This window comes from Streptomyces sp. KM273126 (assembly GCF_004337435.2).
GTDB lineage: Bacteria > Actinomycetota > Actinomycetes > Streptomycetales > Streptomycetaceae > Streptomyces > Streptomyces acidicola.
This window is the reverse complement of record NZ_SJXB02000001.1, coordinates 5,318,842-5,344,758: the sequence shown is the minus strand read 5'-3', so window position 1 is coordinate 5,344,758 and position 25,917 is coordinate 5,318,842. Positions and strand designations below refer to the sequence as shown.

20 protein-coding genes and 2 pseudogenes are annotated in these 25,917 nt (G+C 71.0%); 17 read left to right on the top strand and 5 right to left on the bottom strand.

Going from position 1 to position 25,917, the window contains the following annotated elements; translation table 11 throughout:
• Positions 1-2: 2 nt before the first annotated feature.
• The 9 genes and pseudogenes from E0500_RS22815 (at position 3) to fdhD (ending at position 7,673) form a co-directional block, all read left to right on the top strand.
• Entirely contained in the window at positions 3-890 is an 888-nt protein-coding gene (locus E0500_RS22815; RefSeq protein WP_131571869.1) for a polysaccharide deacetylase, read from the top strand.
• A 293-nt stretch (positions 891-1,183) separates the two neighbouring features.
• Positions 1,184-2,527 carry an MFS transporter gene (locus E0500_RS22810; protein ID WP_131571868.1) on the top strand — a complete coding sequence of 448 codons (1,344 nt, stop codon included), beginning with the start codon at positions 1,184-1,186 and terminating at the stop codon, positions 2,525-2,527.
• Positions 2,520-3,293 (top strand): SDR family NAD(P)-dependent oxidoreductase, encoded by a 774-nt coding sequence (locus E0500_RS22805; RefSeq protein ID WP_131571867.1) that lies wholly within the window; start codon positions 2,520-2,522, stop codon positions 3,291-3,293. The genes E0500_RS22810 and E0500_RS22805 overlap by 8 nt, the downstream gene beginning before the upstream one ends.
• A 133-nt stretch (positions 3,294-3,426) precedes the next feature.
• Complete coding sequence (locus E0500_RS22800) at positions 3,427-4,167, top strand: SDR family NAD(P)-dependent oxidoreductase (RefSeq protein WP_131571866.1); 741 nt, start codon at positions 3,427-3,429, stop codon at positions 4,165-4,167.
• Entirely contained in the window at positions 4,167-4,949 is a 783-nt protein-coding gene (locus tag E0500_RS22795) for a hypothetical protein (protein ID WP_131571865.1), read from the top strand. The genes E0500_RS22800 and E0500_RS22795 overlap by 1 nt, the downstream gene beginning before the upstream one ends.
• A gap of 26 nt (positions 4,950-4,975) precedes the next feature.
• Positions 4,976-5,138: pseudogene (locus E0500_RS22790) on the top strand (NADH-ubiquinone oxidoreductase-F iron-sulfur binding region domain-containing protein); the annotation flags it as partial.
• A 233-nt stretch (positions 5,139-5,371) separates the two neighbouring features.
• Positions 5,372-6,418: pseudogene (locus tag E0500_RS22785) on the top strand (IS110 family transposase); the annotation flags it as partial.
• Positions 6,419-6,442: 24 nt separating this feature from the next.
• Entirely contained in the window at positions 6,443-6,775 is a 333-nt protein-coding gene (locus tag E0500_RS43125; RefSeq protein ID WP_165935247.1) for a 2Fe-2S iron-sulfur cluster-binding protein, read from the top strand.
• 16 nt (positions 6,776-6,791) lie between these two features.
• A complete protein-coding gene (gene fdhD / locus E0500_RS22780) occupies positions 6,792-7,673 on the top strand; it encodes a formate dehydrogenase accessory sulfurtransferase FdhD (RefSeq protein ID WP_181587096.1) in 882 nt (293 codons plus the stop codon).
• 71 nt (positions 7,674-7,744) lie between these two features.
• Here fdhD and E0500_RS22775 read toward each other — a convergent pair whose 3' ends face one another.
• Positions 7,745-8,302 carry an isochorismatase family protein gene (locus E0500_RS22775; RefSeq protein WP_131562038.1) on the bottom strand — a complete coding sequence of 186 codons (558 nt, stop codon included), beginning with the start codon at positions 8,300-8,302 and terminating at the stop codon, positions 7,745-7,747.
• 309 nt (positions 8,303-8,611) lie between these two features.
• On the opposite strand from E0500_RS22775, the gene E0500_RS22770 reads away from it, so the two are divergent.
• Positions 8,612-10,537 carry a sialidase family protein gene (locus tag E0500_RS22770; RefSeq protein WP_131562040.1) on the top strand — a complete coding sequence of 642 codons (1,926 nt, stop codon included), beginning with the start codon at positions 8,612-8,614 and terminating at the stop codon, positions 10,535-10,537.
• Between the two features lie 10 nt (positions 10,538-10,547).
• A complete protein-coding gene (locus tag E0500_RS22765; protein ID WP_131562042.1) occupies positions 10,548-11,795 on the top strand; it encodes a DUF5005 domain-containing protein in 1,248 nt (415 codons plus the stop codon).
• On the opposite strand, the gene E0500_RS22760 is transcribed toward E0500_RS22765, so the two are convergent.
• Complete coding sequence (locus tag E0500_RS22760) at positions 11,734-12,774, bottom strand: bile acid:sodium symporter family protein (protein ID WP_131562044.1); 1,041 nt, start codon at positions 12,772-12,774, stop codon at positions 11,734-11,736. The two genes, E0500_RS22765 and E0500_RS22760, sit on opposite strands and share 62 nt — an antisense overlap.
• Positions 12,775-12,938: 164 nt before the next feature.
• Here E0500_RS22760 and E0500_RS22755 point away from each other — a divergent pair, with 164 nt between their 5' ends.
• From E0500_RS22755 to E0500_RS22735, 5 genes are all read left to right on the top strand, one after another.
• Positions 12,939-13,811, top strand: coding sequence for a LysR substrate-binding domain-containing protein (locus E0500_RS22755; protein ID WP_131562046.1), 873 nt, complete (start codon positions 12,939-12,941; stop codon positions 13,809-13,811).
• Between the two features lie 500 nt (positions 13,812-14,311).
• Positions 14,312-16,138 (top strand): long-chain fatty acid--CoA ligase, encoded by a 1,827-nt coding sequence (locus tag E0500_RS22750; protein ID WP_131562048.1) that lies wholly within the window; start codon positions 14,312-14,314, stop codon positions 16,136-16,138.
• A 110-nt stretch (positions 16,139-16,248) separates the two neighbouring features.
• Positions 16,249-17,505 carry an ABC transporter substrate-binding protein gene (locus E0500_RS22745; protein ID WP_131562050.1) on the top strand — a complete coding sequence of 419 codons (1,257 nt, stop codon included), beginning with the start codon at positions 16,249-16,251 and terminating at the stop codon, positions 17,503-17,505.
• Positions 17,506-17,526: 21 nt separating this feature from the next.
• Positions 17,527-20,259, top strand: coding sequence for an ABC transporter permease subunit (locus E0500_RS22740; protein WP_131562052.1), 2,733 nt, complete (start codon positions 17,527-17,529; stop codon positions 20,257-20,259).
• Positions 20,256-21,047, top strand: coding sequence for an ABC transporter ATP-binding protein (locus E0500_RS22735; protein ID WP_131562054.1), 792 nt, complete (start codon positions 20,256-20,258; stop codon positions 21,045-21,047). Before E0500_RS22740 ends, E0500_RS22735 begins: the two co-directional genes overlap by 4 nt.
• An 8-nt stretch (positions 21,048-21,055) precedes the next feature.
• Here the strand turns inward: E0500_RS22735 and E0500_RS22730 are convergent, their stop codons facing one another.
• On the bottom strand, positions 21,056-21,847 hold the full coding sequence (locus E0500_RS22730) for a Tat pathway signal sequence domain protein (RefSeq protein WP_131562056.1): 792 nt from the start codon (positions 21,845-21,847) through the stop codon (positions 21,056-21,058).
• 299 nt (positions 21,848-22,146) lie between these two features.
• Here E0500_RS22730 and E0500_RS22725 point away from each other — a divergent pair, with 299 nt between their 5' ends.
• The gene (locus E0500_RS22725) at positions 22,147-22,983 is read left to right on the top strand and encodes an aldo/keto reductase (protein ID WP_131562058.1); all 837 of its coding nucleotides are present in this window, start codon (positions 22,147-22,149) and stop codon (positions 22,981-22,983) included.
• 83 nt (positions 22,984-23,066) lie between these two features.
• Here E0500_RS22725 and E0500_RS22720 read toward each other — a convergent pair whose 3' ends face one another.
• Together E0500_RS22720 and E0500_RS22715 are read right to left on the bottom strand one after the other, a co-directional pair.
• On the bottom strand, positions 23,067-23,972 hold the full coding sequence (locus tag E0500_RS22720; RefSeq protein WP_131562060.1) for a trans-aconitate 2-methyltransferase: 906 nt from the start codon (positions 23,970-23,972) through the stop codon (positions 23,067-23,069).
• Positions 23,973-24,183: 211 nt separating this feature from the next.
• Positions 24,184-25,905: a glycoside hydrolase family 6 protein gene (locus tag E0500_RS22715; protein ID WP_131562062.1), complete on the bottom strand. Its 1,722-nt coding sequence runs from the start codon at positions 25,903-25,905 to the stop codon at positions 24,184-24,186.
• Between the last annotated feature and the right edge of the window lie 12 nt (positions 25,906-25,917).

Sequence of the window (25,917 nt, the reverse complement as noted above, 5' to 3'; positions counted from 1 at the left end):
TCATGAGCAAGGCAAGCAAGGACATCCGTGTCGCCTTCGGCGTGGACGTGGACGCTGTGGCCGGGTGGCTCGGCTCCTACGGCGGCGAGGACTCGCCCTGTGACATCTCCCGCGGTCTGTTCGCGGGCGAGGTCGGCGTGGAGCGGATCCTCCGCCTGTTCGAACGCCGTGACCTGCGCACCACCTGGTTCATCCCCGGGCACTCCATCGAGACGTTCCCGGACCAGACCCGGATGGTCGTGGACGCCGGACACGAGATCGGTATCCACGGCTACTCGCACGAGAACCCCATCGCCATGACCCGCGCCCAGGAGAGCGCGGTGCTGGACCGCGGTATCGACCTGGTCGAGCAGGTCTCGGGCCGCCGCCCCACCGGCTATGTCGCCCCCTGGTGGGAGTTCTCCCCCGTCACCAACGAACTCCTGCTGGAACGCGGCATCAAGTACGACCACTCGCTGATGCACAACGACTTCAGCCCCTACTACGTGCGCGTCGGCGACCGCTGGACCAAGATCGACTACTCGCTGCCCGCCGAGCAGTGGATGAAGCCGCTGGTGCGGGGCGAGGAGACCGGTCTGGTGGAGATCCCGGCCAACTGGTACCTGGACGACCTGCCGCCCATGATGTTCGTCAAGGCCAGCGCCAACAGCCACGGCTTCGTGAACCCGCGCGACCTCGAACAGATGTGGCGCGACCAGTTCGACTGGGTCTACCGCGAGATGGACTACGGGGTCTTCACGATGACGATCCACCCCGATGTCTCCGGGCGCCCGCAGAACCTGCTGATGCTGGAACGTCTCATCGACCACATCGGCGGCCACGAGGGCGTGACCTGGTCCACCTTCGACGAGATCGCCGACGACTTCATCGCCCGCACCCCGCGCGGCTGACGGCCACCGCCGCTCCGTCCCGCCCCTTCCCGGCCGGCCGCCGCCGTCGTCATCACCGATGCCGTTGCGGTCCTTGCCGTTGCAGTCCTTGCCGTAGCCGTTGCCGTCGGCGGCTGTCCGTGTGCACCGCGCGACGTGCCTCCGTACGCCGTTCGCGCGGTCCGGACGACCCACTCCCCTCTCGCCCCCTTCCGCCGGCACGCACCCGTTCCGGACCCCGTCGGGTCCGCGTGCCCGCACCCGCTCCCGTTCTCGCCCAGACCCGAACCGCTCCCGCAGAAGGGTGCTTCCCGATGTCCGCTACAACCCCCGGCACGGCGGCCGGTCCTGTCACCGGTCCCGCCCGCTCCTTCCCCAGAGTCGGTGTCCGCGCCACCCGCAAGGCCACCGTGATCGCCTTCCTGGCCTGGCTCTTCGCCGTCTACGACTACATCCTCTTCGGCACGCTGCTGCCGGAGATGTCCACCCACTTCGGCTGGGACTCGGCCACCGCCTCGTTCGTGTCCACCCTCATATCCGTCGGTACGGCAATCGTCGCGCTCGGCGTCGGCCCCCTCGTCGACCGCATCGGGCGCCGCAAGGGCATGATCCTCACCGTCGCCGGCACCGCCCTCGCCTCCGCGGCGACCGCCGTCACCCCCGGCGCCGGATATCTGGTCGGGGTCCGTGCGCTCGGCGGCCTCGGACTGTCCGAACAGGCCGTCAACGCCACCTACCTCAACGAGATCTACGCCGTCACCGAGGACGAGAAGATCAAGAAGCGCCGCGGGTTCGTCTACAGCCTGGTGCAGGGCGGCTGGCCACTCGGCGTGCTCCTCGCCGCCGCCTTCGTCGCCGTCTTCCTTCCGCTGGTCGGCTGGCGCGGCTGTTTCCTCCTCGCCGTCTTCCCCGCCGCGGTCATCGCCCTCACTCGGCGCGGCCTCAAGGAATCCCCGCAGTTCGAACTGGAACTGAGGCTGCGCGCGCTGCGCAAGGAGGGCCGCACCGACGAGGCGGCCGCCCTCGCCCGCTCCTACGGCGTCGAGGAGCAGCCCAAGGCCCCGCTCGCGGCGATCTTCCGCGGCACCGCACTGCGCAACACCCTGGTCCTCGGACTGGCGTGGATCGTCAACTGGTTCGGCATCCAGGTCTTCAGTGTCCTGGGCACCACGGTCCTCACGGAGGGCAAGCACGTCAGCTTCACCGGGTCCCTGGTGATGCTGATCGTGATCAACGCCGTGGGATACCTCGGCTATGTCTTCCACGGCTGGATCGGCGACCGCGTCGGCCGGCGCAACGTCATCGGCTTCGGCTGGATCGCCTCCGGGATCTTCTTCACTCTGACCCTCACCGTCGCCCACGGCACCTTCGCGGTCGTCTCCCTCTACTCCCTCGGCATGTTCTTCCTGGTCGGCCCGTACGCTGCGCTGCTCTTCTACATGGGCGAGTGCTACGACACCGGCTGCCGGGCCACGGGCACCGCCTTCCTCAACGCCCTCTCCCAGCCCGGTGCCATCGTCGCCGGACTCATCGTGACCGCCCTGCTCGCCTCCGGCACCGGCTGGAACACCGCGGCGCTCCTGGTCGGCGCGATCGGCACCTCCGTGTCCGGGCTCGTCATGTTCGCCGCACGCAAGGTGGAGACCCTCCATGGCTGACCACGACCAGCGCCCCGTCGCCGTCGTCACCGGTGCCGCCAGCGGCATCGGAGCCTCCCTCGCCGTGACCTACGCACGCCACGGCATCCGTACGGTCGTCGGCAGCTACCCCGGGGACCCGCACGACCCGCGGGAGACCGTGCGGGCCGTGGAGGCCGCGGGCGGCACCTGTGTCGTCCACGAACTCGACGTGCGGTCCTCGGCCCAGACCGACGCCTTCGCACAGCGGGCCCTGGACGAGTGGGGGCGGCTGGACATCGCGGTCGCGGGTGCCGGGATCCTGCGCCGGGCGGCACTCGCCGACCTCGACGACACCGCCTGGGACGACCTGCTCCAGGTCGACCTCACCGGCGTCCTGCGCACGTTCCGCTCGGCGGCCGGGGCCATGACCGGGCCGGGCGCCCTGGTCGCCGTGTCCTCCATCGCGGGCGGGGTGTACGGCTGGGGAGAACACGCCCACTACGGTGCCGCGAAGGCGGGGGTGTTCGGGCTGGTGCGCAGCCTCGCCGTCGAACTCGCGCCGCGCGGCATCCGCGTCAACACCGTGGTCCCGGGCTATGTGGTGACCCCACAGTCCCTCGACCCGGTCAACTCCCTGGGCCCGGACGGGCTGGAGCGCGCGGGCCGGGACATCCCGCTCGGCCGCGCCGGGCGCCCCGAGGAGATCGCCGAGGTGATCCGCTTCCTCACCTCGCCCGAAGCCTCGTACCTCACCGGTCAGGAGATCGTCGTCGACGGCGGACTCACCGTGCGTATGCCGGCCTGAGTGGTGCGAGAGCCGGGACGACCGGGAACCGGGGCGATCCGGGAACCGGGCGTCCGGGGCACCGCGACCGACCGGGAAGTCGACCGTGAGAAGCACGAGAGCTGTGAGAACCGTGAGAGGGGCAGAGAAGGCCATGCAGATACTGAAGGACCGCACCGCGCTGGTGGTCGGGGCGGCGGGCGGCATCGGCGCCGCCATCGCGACGGCGTTTGTCGCGGAAGGAGCCCGAGTGGTGCTCGCCGACCACGACGGCGACCGCGCCGCTGCCACGGCCCGCTCCATCGGGGCCGTCGGCTCCGTCCGCGTGGACATCACCGAGGAGGCGTCCGTCGCCGCCGCCGTGGCCGGTGCCGAGGCCCGGCTCGGCGGCGGGATCGACATCCTGGTCAACTCCGCGGGCATCCTCACCGAGGCGCCCGTCACCGAGATGTCCCTCGCAACCTGGGCGCAGACCCTCGCGGTGGACCTCACCGGGGTGTTCCTCTGCTGCCGCGCCGTGCTGCCCGGCATGACCGCGCGCGGCTCCGGCCGCATCATCAACGTCGCGTCGCAGCTCGGCATCAAGGGCGGAACCGGTCTCGCCCACTACGCCGCGGCCAAGGCCGGGGTGATCGGCTTCACCAAGTCCCTCGCCCTGGAAGCGGCTCCGCACGGCATCCTCGTCAACGCCATCGCCCCGGGGCCGGTCGAGACGCCGATGGTGGACGGCATCACCGAGGAGTGGAAGGACGCCAAACGCGCGGAGCTGCCGCTCGGGCGCTTCGGCCGGCCCGAGGAGATCGCCCCCACGGCTGTCCTCCTCGCCTCCGATCCGGGCGGCAACCTCTACACCGGCCAGACTCTCGGCCCCAACTCCGGGGATGTGATGCCCTGATGTGCGGGGCGTGCGGCGGCACACAGGCCCTCGGTGACTGGGCCCGACCGCTCACCGCCGAGGTCACCGCACGCTCCGCCGTGGCGACGGCCGTGACCCGGATCGCGGGCCGCCGGGCGGGGCGCATCGCGGTGCGCCCCGGCGGCTGGTCGGTGCTCGGTGTCACCGGGGCACTCGCCGTCTGTGACACCCTCACCGAACTCGTCGCCCGGGCACGGGCCGACACCGGGCGGCCGGCCGGCAGCGAGGCGGCGCCCGGCCCCGACGCCGCCTCCGGCCGGCTCACCCTGCCCGGCCCCGACCACCGCCGGGGCGTCGTCGTCGCCCTGACCCCGGACCGTACGGCCGGCACGGAGGGCCCGGCCGGCGCCTCTCTGCGAACGGGGCCGACGGAAACGAGGACGGCGGTCATCACCCCGACGCCGGGAACCGCGGACACCTGGACTGTGAAAACCGAGGCCGAGGCCAGAGCGGCCCTGAAGGCACTGGCCGACGGCCCGCACGCCACGCGCCACTACCTCGCCGGGCTCACCGGCGTGACGGCCCCGTGGGGCGCCCCGGCCGTGCCCCTGTGCTCCGGGAGCGCCCCGGACTCGGCCGCCGATCTCGTCGTATGGGTGGAATGGGCGCGTCAGGAGGGCCGGTTCGACGACGCGGCACTCACGGTGCGGGTGCCCCTCTCCGCCGACGCCGGGCTGGACGTCGAGGTGCGCGCGGGATGGGTGGTCCGCGCCGTGCCATGCCATACCGTGCCGTGCCGTGCCGTGACATCGCGGCGGTGACCGGTCGTCGGTGATGCCCTCCAGCGGCGCTGCACCGGATCGCCGAGCGCACGGGGCGGCCGCGGCCGACGACATCGCCCTGCTGCGCGAGGGGGGCGCGCCATGCGGGACGCCTCGATCTGCGGTCTCGGGCCGACCGCGTGGAACGCCGTGGAATCCGCCATCGACCGTCTGGGGGCGTACGAATGACTGTGAGGATTGATCATGGCACCGCTCGGCGGCCTGACCCACCGAATGACTGACGCCTCGGCTGTCCTCTGCTGGAATCGTCGGCCGGCCGGGTGGTGCCGTCATGCACGCGGCCGGCCGGGCATCTGTGACCTCATAGGAGCCCGGCCAAGGTCCCACCACAGTCTTGTCCAGCCGCCCGACCGGCCCGTGCGATCCCTCGCGCATCGCACGGAAGGACAGCAGCACCCAGCATGGCAGATCAGATCTCCGTGGTCGGAGGCGTGGACACCCACACCGACTTCCACCAGGCCGCAGTGATCGACTCCATCGGCCGGCACCTGGCCACGGCAGCGTTCCCCACCACCCCCGACGGATACCGTCGCCTGCTGGAGTGGCTGCGTGGCCATGGCGACGTCCTCGCCGTCGGAGTCGAGGGCACCGGCGCCTACGGTTCCGAACTCGCCCGGTTCCTGCGGGCGAACGAGGTCACCGTCGTGGACGTGGACCGCCCCGACCGCAAGGCCCGGCGAGCCAACGGCAAATCCGACCCCGTCGACGCCTACGCAGCCGCGACCGCCGTCTTGTCCGGCCGCGCGAGCGGCCAGCCGAAGGCCCGCGACGGCATCGTCGAGGCCATCCGGTCCCTGCGGGTCGTCCGCCGCTCGGCCATCAAGTCCCGCACCCAGACGATCAACCAGATCCGAACGCTCATCGTCTCCGCCCCCGCCGAAGTCCGCGAACGTCTACGCGGCCTGCCCACCTACCAGTTGATTGCGCAGCTTGCCCGTTCCCGCCCCGGCACGGACCTCGCCGACCCGACGTGCGCAGTTCGAACCGCCCTGCGGCGTCTTGCCCGTCGCTACCAGCACCTCACCGAGGAGATAGCCGAGGCCGATGCCGAACTCGACCCTCTGGTCGCGCAGGCAGCCCCCGGTCTCGTCGAGCTGGTCGGTATCGGTACCGAGACGGCCGCCCAGCTCCTGATCACCGCCGGAGACAATCCCGATCGGCTGAAGTCTGAAGCCTCCTTCGCCCACCTCTGCGGAGCATCCCCGATCTCCGCCAGTTCGGGACGGACCAACCGCCACCGTCTCAACCGCGGCGGCGACCGCCAGGCCAACCACGCACTCCACACGATCGCCCTCGTGCGCATGCGCTACGACTCCCGCACACGGCTCTACGTCGCACGGCGCACAGCCGAAGGCATGTCAAAGAAGGACATCTTCCGATGCCTCAAACGATTCATCGCGCGCGAGGTCTACAAGCACCTGACCAGCACGAACAACGCACAGAACCAACTCCTACAGACCGCTAGACGATCTATAGGAGCTTCCGTGACACCGCTCGGAGTGCCGCGTCGCCTCCTGGAATTCACCATCGACGGGGAGCCGGTGCGCGCCCCCGAGGGCTCGACGATCCTCGACGCCTGCCGGGCCGCGGGCGGGCGCGGCTTCGACGCCCGGATCGCCGTCGAGCACGACGCGCCGCTCACCGACTCGGCGTGCGTGTACTGCGGAGTGGGCTGCAAACTCACCCTGCACGTGCAGGACAATGAGATCGTGAAGGTCACCTCGCCGCTCGACAACCCGGTGACCCACGGCAACCTCTGCATCAAGGGCAGCTTCGGCTACCAGCACGTACAGAACCGGGACTGATCGGGACTGAGGGGACATGGGACGAGTCACGGAACGACGCAAGGTGATCCGCATCCGGGACGGCGCGGTCTCCGCCCGCCCGGACACGCTCGTCGCCGAGGAACCCCTGGAGATCCGGCTCAACGGCAAGCCCCTCGCGATCACCATGCGCACCCCGGGCGACGACTTCGCGCTGGCGGCGGGCTTCCTGGTGAGCGAGGGGGTGCTGGGCGCGGCGGACGAACTGCAGAACATCGTGTACTGCGCGGGCGCCACGGTGGACGGTTCGAACACGTACAACATCGTGGACGTGAAGACAGCTCCCGGCGTCGTCATCCCGGACATCACGCTCGAACGGAACGTGTACACGACGTCGTCCTGCGGGCTGTGCGGAAAGGCGAGCCTGGACGCGGTCCGTACGACGACCCGCTGGCCGATCGACGACACGCACGACGCGCACGACGCGCACGGCGGTGAGGCTCCCCCGGTCCGTCTCGATCCCGCGTTGCTCGCGCAGCTCCCCGACCGGCTGCGCGCGGCCCAGCGGGTCTTCGACCGGACCGGGGGCCTGCACGCGGCGGCCCTGTTCACCGAGGACGGCGAGCTCCTCGACATACGTGAGGACGTGGGCCGCCACAACGCGGTGGACAAGCTGGTGGGGCGTGCGCTGCAGAACGGCGCGCTGCCGTTGTCCCGCGCGGTCCTGCTGGTGTCGGGCCGTGCCTCCTTCGAGCTCGTACAGAAGGCGGTGATGGCGGGCATTCCCGTGCTGGCGGCGGTGTCGGCCCCGTCGTCGCTGGCGGTCGACCTGGCCCTGGAGTCGGGCCTGACGCTCGTCGGCTTCCTTCGGGGCGCCTCCATGAACGTGTACGCGGGTGAGCACCGCATCGCCCTGCGGGCCGCGGCCCCCCAGGGCTGACCGGCTCCCCACGACACGGCGGCGGGGCCCCGGCCGGCGGGGAGCGCCCCCTGCACCGCAGGGGGCCCGCCTCACCCCTGGGTGAAGCGCACGTCTGTGAAGTGCACGTCGCGCGCCGTGACGACGGTGCCGAGCCGGGGGAAGTCCAGCCGCACCGACGCGTCGTGCTCGGCGGCCGTGAGCGCGGCCATCGCGTCCTCCACGAAGACGAGGTCGTAGCCGAGGTCGCCGGCGGCGCGCGCGGTCGACTCCACGCCGAGGTTCGTGGCGATGCCACCGAAGACGAGCGTGGTGATGCCGCGCTCGCGCAGGCGCTCGTCGAGGGCGGTGCCCTGGAAGCCGCCGATGGTCCGCTTCGCGATCTCCAGGTCGCCGTCCCGGACGAGGCCGGCGACCAGACCGCTGCCGGGTGGCTGCTCGACGGCGCCGGAGCGTTCGACGCGGATGAGCACGACGGGGGCGCCGGCGGAGCGGAAGGAGTTCGCCAGCTCTTCCGCGGCGACGAGGACGTCGGTTCCCTTGCGGGGTTCCAGGGGCAGGCCGACGATGCGGTCCATCAGGTCGACGAGCACGAGGGCCGTGCGGGACGGGTCCAGGGCGGGGTGGGATTCGGTGTCCGGTGCGGTCATGACGGAACGTTAGCCCGCGGCAGCCGTCCGTACCGGAAATCCATGTCAACAAGCCCGTGAACTGCTCGCGCTCGCCACACGACGCGCGCCTCCGTCCCCGATGCGCGTCCCCCAGGGGCGGAGCCCCTGGGGATGGGACGGGCAGGGGCGGCACCCAAGGGCGGGTGGCGGCACTGACCCTTCGTCACCGGCATGGCCCCGCACCCCTTGTGAGGCACTAGGGCGCGAAGTAGCGTCTGTGACCCTGCACGTTGGACGTGGGATGTCCGATGTCCTGTTTGTCTAGACGCATGAAGGGCGGGCCGCGCCATGCCGTCAAGTCACCGTGCACGTCTCAGATCACTCGTCACCGCCGCGCTCACCGCGGTTCTCGCCGTGGCCGCGTTACTCGTGTCGCCCGGCCCAGCCGGCGCCGAACCGACGACGGCGGCAGCCGACGCGGAGCCCGCGACCGGGCAGTTCAGCCAGCAGATCCTCTTCAAGGCCTCGCAGGACCCCGGCTACGCCTGCTTCCGGATTCCGGCCATCGTGAGGACCACGAAGGGCACGCTCCTGGCGTTCGCCGAGGGCCGCGTGCTGAACTGCGGAGACGCGGCCGACATCGACATCGTGGTCAAGCGTTCCACCGACGGGGGCCGCACCTGGGGCCCGCTCCAGGTCGTCAACGAGGGCGCGGGCGACACACACGGCAACCCCGCGCCGATCGTGGACCGCGAGACCGGCCGTATCGTCCTCGCCGAGACGTACAACACGGGCCGTACGGACAGCGCGAGCTGCCAGGTGCCCTGCGACCGCACCCCGCACCTCCAGCACAGCGACGACGACGGTCTCACCTGGTCAAAGCCGCGTGACCTGAGCCCGGAGATCCTGCCGCCGCACTGGAACTCCTGGTACGCCACCGGGCCGGTGCACGGCATCCAGCTCAGCCGCGGCAAGCACGCCGGCCGGCTAGTCTTCGGGGTCAACGCCGAGACCTGGGGCGGCACCCGCGTCACCGCCAACCACGCCGCGCTCATCGTCAGTGACGACGGCGGCGAGAACTGGCGGATCGGTGCCACGGACTCGTATCCGATCGCGGACGACGGCACGTTCCGTCAGAAGCCCTCCGAGCTGACGATCACCGAACGCCAGGACGGTTCGATCTTCGTCAGCGGGCGCGAACAGGACGGGACCGACCTCGGCCATCGCACCCAGACCGTCAGCCGCGACGGCGGCGACAGCTTCGACTCCCCCTTCCGGACCCTCCCCGACTTCTACACGCCGCAGGTGCAGGGCTCCTCGCTCCGCCTCGGAAACCGGCTGCTGATCGCCTGCCCCGGCGACCCGGACCGCCGGCGGACGATGATGGTCCGTTCCTCCTACGACGGCGGCCGCACCTGGGACAGCGTGGACCGCGGCACGGTCGTCACCACGGACTGGTCCGGTTACTCCGACATGGTGCAGATCGGCAAGGACACCGTGGGGCTGATGTACGAGGGCGGTGCCGTCGACGCCCGCGACGAGATCCGCTTCGCCCGCTTCACCGAGAACTGGCTGCAGTCGCGCCGCGGCCCGGACCCGACCACGGCCGACCGGGCGACCGGCGGCAGGCCCGCGCTCGTGCTCGGCGGGGCCCGCGCGACGGACGGCGTGTTCGGCGGCGCGATCGAGTTCGACGGCACCGACGACGCCGTACGCCTGCCGTACAGCCCGCGGCTCCCGCTCGGGACGAAGGACTTCACCGCGTCCCTGTGGTTCCGCTACTCGGCCACGACCGGTGAGCAGCCGCTGCTGTGGATGGGCGGTGTCGGGACGACGCAGCCCCAGGTGTGGCTGCGCGGCGAGCCCGCGTCGGATCGCATACAGGGCCTGATCACCGTGCGGGAGGGGTCCTCCCCGCCCAGGTCGGCGTCCGTGCGCACATCCGGTGCCTACAACGACGGCCAGTGGCACCATCTCGCGCTGCGGCGCGGCGGAGGGCAGCTCACGCTGTTCATCGACGGGACGGCGGTCGGGACGGCGGACGTACCCGGGTCGGTCAGCCGGAACTCGCCCTTCGGAGTGCACATAGGGCAGAAGCTGGACAGCCGGGCGTTCTTCAGCGGGGCGATCGACGATGTGCGCGTCTACGACCGGGCACTCGGTGACGAGGAGCTGACCGGTCTGCGGAAGCGGTCCACGGCGGGCGGTACGAGCACGACAGCCCGCGACTCGATCCTGTGGCTGCCCATGGACCGGGTGCGCGAGGACCACTAACGTCCCGCCCGTGCCCGACGACGCACGAGCACGACAGCGGACGGGGACCGGGCTGGGGCTCCTCCTGGCGCTGGTCCTCGCCGCCGTGCTGCTCACCGCCCTCCCGGACGACCGGGAGGGCGGCGGCACGTGCGCGGCCCGTACGGTCCGGACCTGGAGCGCGGACAGCACGCTCACGGGCGAGTTCGCGCGGTACGGGGACGACGGCACGCGCACCGACGACTGGACCGGCGGCGACGGCACCCACTCGGTGCGGCTGCCGGACGGGCGCGTGCTGTGGCTGTTCTCGGACACGTATCTCGGCCGGGTGCACGGGCCGCCCAACCCGGTCGGCGAGTCCGCCGCGTGGCGGGACACCTCGGCGCCGCTGGTGCGCAACTCGGCGGTGGTGATGTCGCGGGCGGGCCGGCTGCTGTCCACGCTGCCCGCCCCGGTCTTCCCGGACCCGGGCCCACAGCAGTGGCGCTGGCCGGTCGCGGCGCGCGTCGAACCGCGCTCCCCCGGCTCCTCGGAGAGGGTGGTCAGGGTCCTGCTGTGGACCCGCGCGGCGGGGCAGGCCCCGTGGATCTACGGCGTTCCCACGGCCACCGAGGTCGCCACGCTCTCGCTGCCCGGCCTCCACCTTGAGGGCATCACGACGGTTCTGGACCAGCGGTCGGTCGCCGACCCGGCCCGGCGGGTGCTCTTCGGGACGACCGCCGTCGACGCGGGCGACTGGACGTACGTCTTCGGCGGGAACGACGCGCAGGCCGTCTCCCGCCCGGTGTCGCAGGCGTACGTCGCCCGGGTGCCGCGCGGCAGGTTCGGGGAGCCCGGCGCGTGGGAGTACTGGGACGGGAGCCGGTGGGCGGTGCGCGGCCGGCCGGAGCCGGTGCTCGGGGACGGGCGGCGCAGGGGTGTGGGCAGCGCGTTCACGGTGGTCCGCGACGGCCGTACGTACGTGCTGTTCACGATGGCCGCGGGAACCCGGGGCCTGACCACGGTCACCTCGTACTGGTCCTGCTCGCCCACCGGGCCCTGGCACGGCCCCGGGAAGGGCTTCAGCCCGCCCCTGCCCGCCGGGGACGTGGCGGCGTACAACCCGCAGGCGCACGAGGCGCTCAGCGGCGCCGGCGGCAGCAGTAACGGCGGTCGGCTCGTGCTCAGCTATGACGTCAACTGGCTGACCGCGAACGCCACGTCGGCGCAGGCGAACCTCAGCCGGAACGTGTCCCTGTACCGACCGCGGTTCGTATCGCTTCGTCTGGCTCCGGGGTGAGCTCCGGCTCCACCGGGTCGTGGGAGCGGCGCTTGGCGATGACCGCGCACACCATGAGCTGCATCTGGTGGAAGAGCATCAGCGGCAGCACGGCGAGGGACGCCTGGGCGCCGAAGAGCACGCTCGCCATGGGCAGCCCGGAGGCGAGGGACTTCTTCGAGCCCGCGAACTGGATGGCGATGCGGTCCTCACGGCTGAACCGCAGCGCCTTCCCGCCGTACCAGGTGAGCGCCAGCATCACCGCGAGCAGCACGGCCTCGACGACCAGCAGGCCGCCGAGCCGGGCGGGGCTGACCTGGTGCCAGATGCCCTGCACCATGCCCTCGCTGAACGCGACGTAGACGACCAGGAGGATGGAGCCACGGTCGACGAGGCCCAGGATCTTCCGTTGCCGGATGACGAAACCGCCGATCCAGCGGCGCGCGATCTGCCCGGCGAGGAACGGCACCAGCAGTTGCAGCACGATCTCGACGAGCGAGTCCGTGGAGAACCCGCCCGCGCTGCTGCCGAGCAGGCTCGCCGCGAGGAGCGGGGTGATGACGATGCCGGCGAGGGAGGAGAAGGAGCCCGCGCAGATCGCGGCGGGCACGTTGCCGCGCGCCATCGAGGTGAACGCGATCGACGACTGGATGGTCGACGGCACCAGGGTGAGGAAGAGGAGACCGGTGTAGAGGGAGTGCGTCAGGAACACCGGTTCGAGCGCGCGGGCGGCGAGGCCGAGCAGCGGGAAGATCACGAAGGTGCAGGCGAGGACGGTGACGTGCAGCCGCCAGTGCTTCAGCCCGTTGAGCGCGTCACGGGTGGAGAGCCGGGCGCCGTAGAGGAAGAACAGGAAGGCGATCGCGGCCGTGGACGCCCCCGAGGCGACGTCGGCGGCCGTACCCCGAGCCGGAAGGAGAGCGGCGACACCCACGGTCCCCAGCAACAGCAGGATGTACGGGTCGATCGGCAGCCAACTGGGCAACTGCAGGCGTTTCACGGTGCTCCACTTGCTTGGTTCTGATCGTCTCGGGGTCATCCCAGGGGCCATCTCGGGCTTGGAACGTGCCCTCTCCATGGTCCTCCTGATCACCGCGATCGGGAATCCGGCATACCGCTCTGACTGTCATCGTTTTTCGTGATGACTCGGCTAGGCTGGCCGCCATGTACGACCCCTCCCATCTGCGCACGTTCCTCGCGGTGGCCCAGACGCTGAGCTTCACGCAGGCCGCCCGCCGGCTCGGGCTGCGCCAGTCCACGGTCAGCCAGCATGTGCGCCGGCTGGAGGACGCCACCGGGCGGCAGCTGTTCTCGCGGGACACCCACTCCGTGGAGCTGACGGAGGACGGCGAGGCGATGCTCGGTTTCGCTCGCCGGCTCCTGGACGTGCACGAGCAGGCGACGGCGTTCTTCACTGGCACCCGGCTGCGCGGACGCCTGCGCTTCGGGGCCTCCGAGGACTTCGTACTGACCCGGCTCCCGGAGATTCTGGAGCGCTATCGCAGCGACCACCCCGAGGTGGATCTGGAGCTGACGGTGGAGCTGTCGGGGACCCTGCACGAGCAACTCGCCGCGGGCAAGCTCGACCTGGTGCTGGCCAAGCGGCGGCCCCAGGACCCCCGCGGTGAACTGGTCTGGCACGACCGCCTGGTCTGGATCGGCGCGGAGCGGCTGCGTCTCGACCCCGACCGACCGGTGCCGCTCATCGTGTACCCGCCGCCGGGGATCACCCGGGCGCTGGCCCTGGAGGCGCTGGAGCGCGAGGGCCGCGCCTGGCGCATCGCGTGCACGAGCGGCAGCCTCAACGGGCTGATCGCGGCGGCCCGCGCGGGCCTCGGCGTGATGGCGCACTCGCAGGGGCTGGTGCCCCCGGGCCTGGTACGGGTGCCCGACCGGGCCGGCCTGCCCGAACTGGGCGAGGTCGACTTCGTCATCGTCCACGGGCGGCGGCACGGCGCGGAACAGGGCGCCGCGGACGCGCTCGCGGCGGCGATCCTGTCCGGCGGAGACCGGCTGCACCGGGGGCGGCGGGGCTGACCATCAGGGGCGGGCGGCCGTCACTTGCGGGCCGGCCACGGCCCCGATGACGGGGGTGTGACGGTAGCGGCGGCCGGTGCGCTGGGACAGGTGTTGGGGCGTGCCCCACGGACCACGCAGGCCGTCGTCCGGAAGCACGCACCGGCGGAGGAAGTCGCCGAGCCGCGCGACAGACCGCCGCTGGGGCCGGGAACCGAAGCGGCGTGACCCGGCCTCAGCGGCCACAACGCCGGGCACGCTCCGCGCACGGAACAGGACCTTCCGGTTCTGTGTCCGCACCGGCGCGCACCGTAACCGCACGGTACAGATTCGGTGGAGATTACGGGCTCGAAACTTACTTGACCGCGGAGAGTTCTGTCCGGACTCTCTCCATATGCGGGCATTTCCGCAGGCAACAGGGGGCCGGTGCCACCCCATTGGCACGTTCCGTCACCCCTCCCGCCCCGTCCGCACGTGGGGTAGCTTTCACGGCGCTGTGGGGAGCGCCACGAGGAGCGGGATTGCGCGAGTTCACCAACCCTCCGTTGGCGTCGGCGCCGCCGGTGGGCGGCCTGGCCGACGTCGTCTACGAGTACGCCCAGGACGACCCCCTGTACGTCGCGCTCGGCCGCAAGGACGAACGGGGGCGGTGGCGGGACGTCACCTCCGCCGGGTTCCGCGACGAGGTGCTCGCCCTCGCCAAGGGGCTCCTCTCACAGGGGATACGTTTCGGCGACCGGGTCGCCATCATGTGCCGTACGCGCTACGAGTGGACTCTCTTCGACTTCGCCCTGTGGTCCATCGGCGCCCAGGTCGTGCCGGTCTACCCCACGTCCTCCGCCGAGCAGGTCTTCTGGATGCTGCACGACGCGCAGGTGTCGGCCGTGATGGTGGAGCACGAGGACCACGCGATGACGGTCGCCACGGTCGTCGACCGGCTTCCGACGCTGCACAAGCTGTGGCAGCTCGACGTGGGCGCCGTGCAGGAGCTGTACGAGGCGGGCGCGCACCTGGACGACGACGTGGTGCACCGGCACCGGCGCGCGGTCACCCCCGAGTCCACCGCGACGATCATCTACACGTCCGGCACCACCGGCCGGCCCAAGGGCTGCGTCATCAGCCACGGGAACTTCATGTTCCAGGCGGACACCGTCATCGAGCGCTGGGAGCCCCTCTTCCACGCCAGGAAGGGAGACGCGGCAGCGACCCTGCTGTTCCTGCCGCTCGCCCATGTCTTCGGGCGCATGGTGCAGGTCGCCGGTATCCGCGGGAAGGTCAAGTTCGGCCACCAGCCGCAGCTCAACGCGGCGGCCCTGCTGCCCGACCTGGCCGCCTTCCGGCCGACGTTCTTCCTGGCCGTGCCGTACATCTTCGAGAAGGTCTTCAACGCCGCGCGCCGCAAGGCCGAGAAGGAGGGCAGGTCCGGCGCGTTCGAGAAGGCCGTCGAGATCGCCGTGAACTACGCGGACGCCATGGAGGCGAAGGCCTGGAGCACAGGACCGGGCCCCTCGGCCGGCCTGCGCGTACAGCACCAGATCTTCGACAAGCTCGTCTACTCCAAGATCCGGTCCGCGATGGGCGGACGTGTGCGGCACGCGATGTCGGGCGGCTCGGCGATGGACCGGCGGCTCGGCCTGTTCTTCGCGGGCGCGGGCGTCTCCATCTACGAGGGCTACGGCCTCACCGAGTCCACCGCGGCCGCGACCGCCAACCCGCCCGAGCGGACCCGGTACGGCACCGTCGGGCAGCCCATCCCGGGCATGACCGTGCACATCGCGGACGACGGCGAGATCTGGCTGCGCGGCGACAACGTCTTCCAGGGGTACCTCAACAACCCCAAGGCCACCGACGAGTCGCTGCACGACGGGTGGCTGGCCACCGGTGACCTCGGCTCGCTCGACCAGGACGGCTACCTCACCATCACCGGGCGCAAGAAGGAGATCCTGGTGACCTCGGGCGGCAAGAGCGTCTCGCCCGCGCTGCTGGAGGAGCGGGTACGGGACCATCCGCTGGTCGCCCAGTGCATCGTCGTCGGCAACGACCGGCCGTACATCGCGGCCCTCGTCACGCTCGACGGGGAGGCCGTGGAGCACTGGCTGCAGATGCGGGACAAACCGAAGATGACTCCGGCCCAGCTGGTACGGGACCCCGACCTGGAGACCGAGGTGCGGCGGGCCGTGGTCGCGGCCAACACGCTGGTGTCACAGGCCGAGTCGATCCGTACGTTCCGGATACTCGCCCACCAGTTCACCGAGGAGCACGGGCTGCTCACGCCGTCGCTGAAGCTGAAGCGGAAGGCGATCGAGAACGCGTATGCGGCGGAGGTCGAGGCGCTGTACCGGGCGTGAGCCCCGAGTTCAGCGATTGCTGACGGTTCATCAGTTCTCACTGCGTCACTTATTGACGATACGTCAGATCTGCCGCACGCTTTCGGTCACTCGACGCAAGGGGGCCGACCGTGTCGCGTTCGATCCGTGCCATCGCCGCCGCCGTGGCCGCGCTGATGCTCCTCACCTCCTGCAACTCGGCCGCGAACAGCGGGAGCTCCGGCAAGGCCGGCTCAGGAGCCGTACGCGGAGTGACCGACGACTCGGTCAAGGTCGGCGGAATCGTCTCGATGACCACGAGTACGGGGTACTCGAAGAAGGACACGGACCTTGGCGCGAGGGCGCGGTTCGACCGGGCCAACGCCGAGGGCGGGGTGGGTGGGCGGACCATCGACTACCTGGGCGCGGAGGACGACGGGCAGGACCCGGCGAAGAACCTCGCGGCCGCACGCAAACTCGTCCAGCAGGACCAGGTGTTCGCGGTCGCGCCCATGAGTTCCACCACCTTCTCCGGCGCCGACTTCCTGCAGCAGCAGAAGGTGCCGACCTTCGGCTGGGGCACGCTGCCCTCGTTCTGCGGGCCGAGCTACATCTACGGCTTCGGCGGCTGCATGGTCCCCACCCCCGGCGGAACCATCTCGCAGACCTGGCCGGAGGGCCTGAAGAAGGTGATGGGCGGCTCCGAGGGCAGGTCGGTCGCGATCCTCGCCAACGACAGCGACGCCGGCACGTTCGCGATACGAACCTACAAGCAGAGCTTCCTTTCGGCGGGCTACGAGGTGACGTACGCGAAACCGGCCGTCCCCGCGGGGTCCGTGCCGAGCGACTGGTCGGCCTACACGAAGGAGATCCTGCGCAGCGACGGCGGGAGGGCCCCGGACGCCGTGGTGTCGGTGATGCAGACGCCGTACAACATCGGCCTGTTCACCGCCGTGAAGCGGACCGGCTACCGGGGCGTGCTCTCCGATCCCACCGACTACGACCCGGCGCTGCTCGCCAAGGACGCGACCGAGAAGGCGCTGGACGGGGTGCACGTGCTGACGCAGTTCCAGCCGTTCGAGCAGGACAGTGCGGACATGCGGCGGTTCCGGGCGGACATTCGGAAGGCGGCCGGGAAGGACGTACAGCTCAACATGCACATGATGACCGGATACATGTCCGCCGATCTCTTCCTCGCCATCGCCGCGAAGGCGGGCAGGAACCTGACCGTGGAGTCCTTCCAGAAGGCGGCGAAGGGCTTCTCCGACACCGGCACGCTGGTCGGCGACCGGGCCGAGCCCAAGGGCCAGAAGGAGTCGTTCGGGTGCGGGGCGCTGGTCCGGCTGAAGGACGGGAAGTACGTGGTGTCGGCGCCCTTCACGTGCTACTCGCCCATCCCCTTCACCTAGCGGCCCCGGGGAGGGATGGGGATGTCCGATCTGCTGGGGTTCGTGCTGAGTGGACTAGTCTCGGGCGCGTTGTACGCGCTGCTGGCGACCGGGCTCGTGCTGTCGTACTCGGCCTCGGGGCTGTTCAACTTCGCGCACGGCGCCACCGCCTACCTGTGTGCGCTGGCCTTCTACGAGCTGCACTCCGGGTTCGGCTGGCCGGCGGTGCCGACGGCCCTGTTGCTGGTGTGCGTCGTCGCGCCGGGGCTGGGCTGGGGCCTGGACCGACTGATGTTCCGCAAGCTGGCGCGGGTCGGTGAGACGGCCCAGATCGTGGCCACCATCGGGCTGTTGGTGGCGCTGCCCGCGCTCGGGCTGTGGATCGTGGAGCTGCTTGAGGACGCGGGGGCACCGGTCAAGCCGGCCGAGAACCAGTTCGGGCTGCCCGGGGTCGGGCCGAGCCCCGCCGTGTCCTGGCAGCCCATGGACGGGGTCGGTATCGACTCCGACCAGCTGATCACCTGGGTGGTGACGGCCGTGGTGGCCATGGGGCTGTGGGTGCTGATGCGGCACACCCCGCTGGGGCTGCGGCTGCGCGCGGCCGTCGACAACCGGTCGCTGGTGGAACTGCGCGGCATGAGCGCGGACCGGCTGTCGTCGGTCGCGTGGATGGTGTCGAGCGGGCTGGCCGGGCTCGCGGGTGTGCTGGCCACTCCCCTGCTCGGCCTGTCGGCACACGACTTCACGCTGTTCCTGTTCGTGTCGGCGACGGCCGCCGTGCTGGGCCGCTTCGCCTCGGTCCCGCTCGCCTTCGCGGGCGGGCTCGGGCTCGGGGTGCTGCAGAACCTGGTCGCGGGGTACGCGTCGTTCGCCGAGCGGATCACCGGGTTCCGTACGGCCGTACCGTTCCTGATCCTCTTCGCGGGGCTGCTGGTGCTGACCCGGCGGCAGCGGACGGCGGGGACGGCGACGGTCGACGCACCTCCGGTGGACCACCTGGCGGGACGGTCGTGGGTACGGCGGTGGGGTCCCTGGACGGTGGCGGCCGTGCTGCTGGCGGTGGCGCTGTACACGGTGACCACGCCTTTCTGGAGCGGCATCATCGCCCAAGGGCTGGCGATCTCACTGGTGTTCGTGTCCTTCACGGTGGTGACGGGGCTGGGGGCGATGGTGTCGCTGGCGCAGGCGACGTTCGTGACGGCCGCGGCTCTGGTGGCGGGGCTGCTGATGAACCACGGGTGGCCATTCGCGGCGGCGGCCGCCGTGGGCACGTGCGCGGCGGCCGTGCTGGGCGCGCTCGTGGCGCTGCCCGCGCTGCGGCTGGGCGGCAGGTCGCTGGCCCTCGCGACGCTCGCACTGGCCTTCCTCGCGGATCAGGTGCTCTTCCAGATGGGTTGGCTCAGGAACGGCGACACGGGGTGGGCGATCCCCCGGCCCGTCCTCGGCCCGCTGGACCTGTCCGACGACCGGGCGATGGGCGTGGCGATGATCGTGCTCGTCACGGTGGTCGTGGCGGCACTGAGCGCGTTGCGTGACTCGCCGTCCGGGCGGGCCATGCTGGCGGTGCGGTCGGCCCCGGCGGCCGCGATGGCCTCCGGCGTCTCCGTCGTGCGCACCAAGCTCACGCTGTTCACGCTGTCCGCGGGGCTCGCGGGGTTCGGGGGCGTGATGTACGCGTCGTACAGCACGAGGATCACGGCGACCGACTTCACGGCGATGACGGGGCTCGTGTGGCTCGCGGTGGTCGTGGCCGCGGGGGTGCGGCGGCCGCAGTACGCGGTGGTGGCCGGGCTGGTGTTCGCGGTGATGCCGCACGTCATGGCGGACTATGTGACGGAGTCGGCGCATCTGCCGGTGATCCTGTTCGGGCTGGCGGGGCTCGCCCTGGCGAACGATCCGGACGGGTACTGTGCGGCGCTGCCGACACGGCTGCACCGCCGGCGGGCGGCGGCGGCAGCGCGAGGCGCCGCTCCCGAGCCGCCCGCGCTCCGGGAGGTGCCCGGCAGGGACACCGCCCTCGAACTGCGGGGTGTGCGCGCCGGATACGACGGTGCCCCCGTCCTGCACGGCGTCGACCTCGCCGTGCGCCCCGGTGAGATCCTCGCGCTGCTCGGGCCCAACGGAGCGGGGAAGTCGACCACGTGCCGGGTGGCCTCCGGGCTGCTGCCGCCGCTGTCCGGGCAGGTGTACGCGGCCGGGCGTGACGTCACGAGGGAGGGAGCCGTCGGGCGGGCGCGGGCCGGTGTGCTGCTGGCGCCCGAGGGCCGGGGCATCTTCCCGGCACTGACCATCGACGAGAACCTCGCACTCCACCTGCGGGCCAGGGGCGACCGCGACGCCGTCTACGACCGCTTCCCCGCGCTCGCCGCCCGGCGCGGGGTCGCCGCGGGGTCGCTGTCCGGCGGCGAACAGCAGCTGCTCGCGCTCGCGCCCCTCCTCCAGCGCCCGCCCACGGTCCTGATCGCGGACGAACCGTCCCTGGGCCTCGCGCCCCGCGTGGTCGACGAGGTGTTCCGTCTCCTCGTCGAACTCAAGAACGCCGGTACGGCGTTGCTGCTCGTCGAGGAGAAGGCGGTGGAGGTCCTGGAGGTCGCGGACACGGTCGCGTACCTCTCCCAGGGGAGGGTGACCTGGTGCGGGCCGCGCGCCGAGGTGGAGGCGGAGCGGTTGACGGAGGCGTACCTCGGGATCGGGGCCGGCCACCGCCCCGCGAGCGGGGGGCGTGACGCGCCCGGTGACCAGGGGCACCGGCCCCGGGAGGTGCGCCGGTCATGAGCACGGACACGAGTGCCCCGGTCCTCCGGGCCACCGGCGTGGGCGTCCGCTTCGGCGGTGTGCGCGCCCTGGACGGCGTGGACCTGGCGCTGCGCCCCGGCGAGGTGTGCGGGCTCATCGGGCCCAACGGGGCGGGAAAGACCACCCTGTTCGACGTCCTGTCCGGCATCCGCCGCCCCGACGAGGGCCGTGTGCTCCTCGACGGCTCCGACATCACCCGCCGGTCCCCCGTGTGGCGCGCCCGGCACGGCATGCGGCGCACCTTCCAACGGCAGCAGCCGTTCGGTCAGTTGACGGTGGCCGACAATCTCGTCGTGGCCCAGGAGTGGCGCGGCGGTGGCGGCGGGTTCGCCGCCGACCTGGTGGGGGCGCCGTCCCGGCGGCCCTACGAGAGAGCGCGCCGGGAACGGGCCGCCGCCGTGCTGGCCGACTGCGGGCTGGACGCGGTCGCCGGGTCGTACGCGGCGGCCCTGCCCGTCGGCCGCGCCCGCATGCTGGAGCTGGCCCGGGCGGTCGCGGACCCGCCCCGGGTGCTGCTCCTGGACGAGCCCGCCTCGGGCATGACCGACGACGAGAGCCGCGCCCTGAAGTCCGTCGTGCTCCGGCTGGCGGCCGAGGAGGGCTGTGCCGTCCTCCTCGTCGAGCACAACGTCTCCTTCGTCATGGCGCTGTGCGCCCGGGTCGTCGTCCTCGACCTGGGCCGGGTCCTGGCCGAGGGGACGCCCGCCGAGGTGCGCGCGGACGCGCGGGTGCGGGAGGCGTACCTCGGCACGGGCGCGCCGGGCTGACGCGGCGGTCAGACGAGTTGGTAGCCGCGCAGGTTGCTGAGCAGCATGTAGGTGTTCTGGAGGGAGCCGGAGGTGTCGCCCAGGGAGCGGTAGATGCCCCACTTGGGGCGGACGCGGTCGGCGAGGAAGGTGTCCACGCCGGTCTTGGACGCGTCGATGACCGTGCTCGAACCGCTCTTGAGGATCCAGCGGACCGAACCGGCCGACCCGTTGCCGACCTTGATCTGGAAGTCGACGTCCGTCCATTTGTCGTGCAGCGGGTCGAGAGGGGTACGGCCGATCAGGATGTCCTCCTCGAACAGCTTCAGCTCGATGGTCTGCGCCCCGTTCACCCGGCGCAGGGACTGCACGACGATCGGCGCGGAACCCGTACCCGGCTGCTTCATCTGCATGATGTGGGTGAAGGTGGTGGTCGCCTTCAGCGAACTCGGTATGTACATCGAGTACGTGACCCGCCAGGTCTGGCCCTCGGTCCACTTGAGGTAGTTGCTGCCGCTGCCGTTGCGCAGTCCGGTGACCTCCTGGCGCTGGCGGTCGGTCGAGGTGTCCCGGTCGACGGTGTGCATGTCGAAGCGCCAGTTGTTGCCGGTGGCGTAGATGTGCGGCGAGGCGGAGGTGTGCGAGTCGGCGCGGTCGTCCTCGATGGTCTCGAAGGCGCCGAGGCCGTCGGCGCTCGCCGACGGGGACCACTTCAGCTGCCAGGAGGCGGCGTGCGCGGTGGAGGCGGCCGGGAGGCCGACGGCTGCGGCGGCGGCACCGCCGAGGGCGGCGCCCAGGAGATTCCTTCGTGTGGTGCTCATGACTGATCACCTCGTCGTGAGTCGTGAGACGTGAGGCCTGAGACGTGAGGCCTGAGGCCTGTACGAGCGAGCAGGAATTCACATACATGACCGACGTTCACTGACGCGCCCGTCGGCGGGAGTACAGGGTGTCGGTATGACGATGCACGGTCAATGGTCCAGACCGACACGGGAGTGCTCTGTGAGTAAATTCTGGCCATTCTGTGATTCAGACGACGGGCTCACCGGTCAGGAATGCAAACGAGCCCGTGATCGTTGACGATGGAAGTACCACCCGACGACTGAAGGATCGAGAGCGCGTGAGCAGCAAGGTCCCCCCGATCACCCTGAACAACGGCGTCGAGATGCCCCAGCTGGGCTACGGCGTCTGGCAGGTGCCGGACGACGAGGCGGAGCGGGCGGTCGGCACCGCGCTGGAGGCCGGGTACCGCAGCATCGACACAGCGGCGATCTACGGCAACGAAGAGGGCACCGGCAAGGCCATCGCCGCCTCCGGCATCCCCCGCGAGGAGCTCTTCGTCACCACCAAGCTCTGGAACAGCGAGCAGGGGTACGACTCCACGCTGCGCGCCTTCGACGTGTCGCTGGAGAAGCTCGGCCTGGAGTTCGTGGACCTGTATCTGATCCACTGGCCGCTGCCGGCCAAGGGCACGTTCATCGAGACGTACAAGGCCTTCGAGAAGCTGCACGCCGACGGCCGCATCCGCGCCATCGGTGTGTCCAACTTCCTTCCCGAGCACCTGGCGCAGTTGCTCGACGCCACCTCCGTGGTCCCCGCGATCAACCAGATCGAGCTGCACCCGCACCTCCAGCAGCAGGCGGCCCGTGAGTACCACGCGGAGCGGGGCATCGCGACCGAGGCCTGGTCGCCGCTCGGTCAGGGCAAGGGCCTCCTGGAGGTCCCGGCGATCGTCGCCATCGCGCAGAAGCACGGCCGCACCCCGGCCCAGATCGTGCTGCGCTGGCACCTCCAGATCGGCAACGTCGTGATCCCCAAGTCCGTGACCCCGTCCCGGATCAAGGAGAACATCGAGGTGTTCGACTTCTCGCTCGACGCCGAGGACATGGCCGCGATCGGAGCCCTGAACGAGGACCGGCGCATCGGTCCGGACCCGGCGACGTTCAGCCTGGTCTGACGGATTCACGATGGCCTGACGGCTACACGACGCGCCCCGGAACCTGACCCACCGGTCCGGTTCCGGGGCGCTTCGCATCCCCGCTACCGGTTCCCGAACTCCGCCTCCGCCACATGAATCGTGTGCGCCGCCAGGACGAAGACGTCCGGCCGGTGATGCAGGCTCGCCTCGTCGTCGGGATCGAGGAGCCGGTCGACGGTCGCGAGGTCGGACGCGTCGAGGTGTTCTCCGAGGTTTTCTCGGTAGTGCTCGAACATGGCCACGACGAACGCGCGAGCCTCGTCGGACAGCGGAGCGGGCAGGTCGAGCAGGAAGGTACGACTGGTGGCGCCGTGCAGGCCGACGGCGGTGAGCAGGCCCGGCCAGTCCTCGGTCTCCGCGACAGCGCCGGGGAGTTCGGCCCGCATCGCGGTGAACAGCTCGGCCTCGACGGCCCCGATACGGGCCTGGAGGCCGGGCCGGCCGATGCCGATGTCGCGGGGCAGGTAGCGGGCGGGGAGGCCGCCCTCCAGCAGGGCGAGGGTGCCGCCGGGCGCCAGCCGTTCGGCGAACGCCGCGAGGGCTGCCCGCTGGTCGGCGAGGTGGTGCAGGCTCCTGCTCGCCCAGAACAGATCGACCGGGTAGTCCAGGTCACCGAGCGCGTCCGGGAGGTCGCCCTCCAGGGTGCTGAAGCGGTCGGCGACACCGAGGCGCTCGGCCCGCGCCCGTGCGCGTGCGAGGAGGGGGCCGGAACCGTCCGCGGCGACGACTCGCGCCCCCGGGAACGCTTCGGCCAGCACACACGCTACGACGCCGGGCCCGCTGCCCGCGTCGACGACGAGCCCCGGATGGGGCTGCCGCTTGCTCAGCCAGGCCGCGGCCCGCGCGTACAGGGGCGAGAACAACTCCGCCTCCGCCTCCAGCCGCGGAGCCATGGCGGACCAGTCCCGGTCCCCGTGATCGTGGTGGGAGTGACGCTCGTGGTTGTCGTGGTCGTGGTGATGTCCCATGGTGAAGACCCTCTCGTCCGGATGCGCGCCAGCGTGCGCCGACGCCCCCGTTCACGGCAATTCCTGTTGCCGCTTCGGCAAGTCCGGGCGAGAGGTCACTTCCGGCCGGGTAGCGGTCCGCCGGGGGCCGGCCCAGGAATCCTGGCCCCCGGCGGACGTCGTGCACCAGGCGCTCACATGTCCGGGGCGTGGGGTCCGGACATGTGTCGGCTCACAGCGCCGGGTACGCGTTCTTCATGAGCTCCTGGAACTGGGCCGAGAACCAGTGCCCGGACAGCGGCGAGTTCGGCAGCGCACCCGACAGGTTGTTGCCGTTGCGCGGGTTGCCCGTGTAGGTCGGGTCGCACATGCGGTCGAAGCCCTTGCCCTCGTCGTTCGGGATGGACGAGCTGGACCCGTCGGACTCACCCGGGGGCTTCATCCACACGTAGGCGTCGATCCCGGCCGCCGGGTTGGCCTGCGGACGCTCGCCGAGGCCGGCTCCGGACTGGTTGCACCAGTTGCCGATGTGGATACGGCGGTCGTAGCGCCCGCCGTTGACGTACGTGTCGACGCTGGTCGTCGCGCCCGGTCCGGTGGGCCGTGCGGTGCCGCCCCAGCCGTTGCGGGAGGTGTCGATCAGCATGCCGATGCCGGCGTTGAAGCCGACCGAGACCAGCTGGTTGCGGAAGGCCTGGGCGAAGGACTGCTCGTCGACGTAACGGTTCCAGTCGACCCACTTGGACTCACGGACCGACTTGCCGGCCACGTTGTCGTTGATGGTGTAGTTGTTCTCCTTCAGGGCGCTGTAGTTCGCCGTGTTGGTGATGAAGCCGTGCACGTCGTTCACCGTGGCGCCCTCGGCGGTCGCCGCCTCCTTGAAGATGTTGGCGGACGCGCCGAAGTTGTCGTCCCAGCCGATCCAGCCGTGGTGTCCGGCGTCGATGTAGTTGTAGACGTTGGCGACGTCGCCGAGCTTGTTCAGCGCGTATCCGACGCCCTTGACGTAGTTGCCGTTGGCCTTCATCACGTCGCACTGCGGGGTGGCCGTGGGGCGGCTGCCGGTGTTGGTGACGAGGTTGGGCAGCGAGTCGATCTCGACCGTCGTGACGATCCGCAGCGAGGCGTACTTCGGGTCGGCGAGGATCGCCGCGATCGGGTCGATGTACTGCGTCTTGTACTTGTCGATCTCCGTCGGGCCGAGTTCGCCGTTGGAGGCGAGGGCGGCGCAGTCACGTCCGGGCAGGTTGTAGATGACGAGTTGGACGACCAGCTCGTCGGAACCCTTCTGCCGCAGCGCCTCGTCGAGGTGGGCGCGCAGACCCATCCCGCCGTTCACGCCGTTGATGGCGGCGATCCGGTCGAGCCAGACGCCTGTGGGCTGGTTGGCGATCCGGCTGCCGCCGGACTCGGCGTTGGCCTTCGCCCGCCATTCGGGGTTCACGTACACCTTGGCGCCGGAGTACGGGTTGTCGACCTTGGCGTCCGGGCCGCTGGGGTCCGGCGGATCCGTGGGGCCGCTGCCGCCGTCGTCGACGTTGCAGGTCACGCCGTCGAGCGTGAAGGTGGCCGGCATCGCGTTGGTGCCGCTGTAGGAGGCGTTGAAGCCGAAGCTGACCGAACCTCCGGTCGACATCGGCCCGTTGTAGCTCTCGTTGGACGCGGTCACGGCGGTACCGCTCTGGGTGAGGTTGGCGTTCCAGCCGCTGGTGATCTTCTGGTTTCCGGCGTACGACCACTTCACGGCCCATGACGACTTGGCGGCGCCGTTGTTGGTGACCGTGACGGCGGCGGTGAAGCCGGAGTCCCACTGGTTCTGGATCTTGTAGTCGACGGTGCAGGGGACGGCCTGGGCGCCGGTGTCGTCGGGGACGGCGGCCATGGCGGTGCCGGTCGCACCGCCCACCAGCGCCAGTGCGGCGAGCAACGCCGTTCTTGTCCGGGTACGGCTCATGAGTGCGGGTTT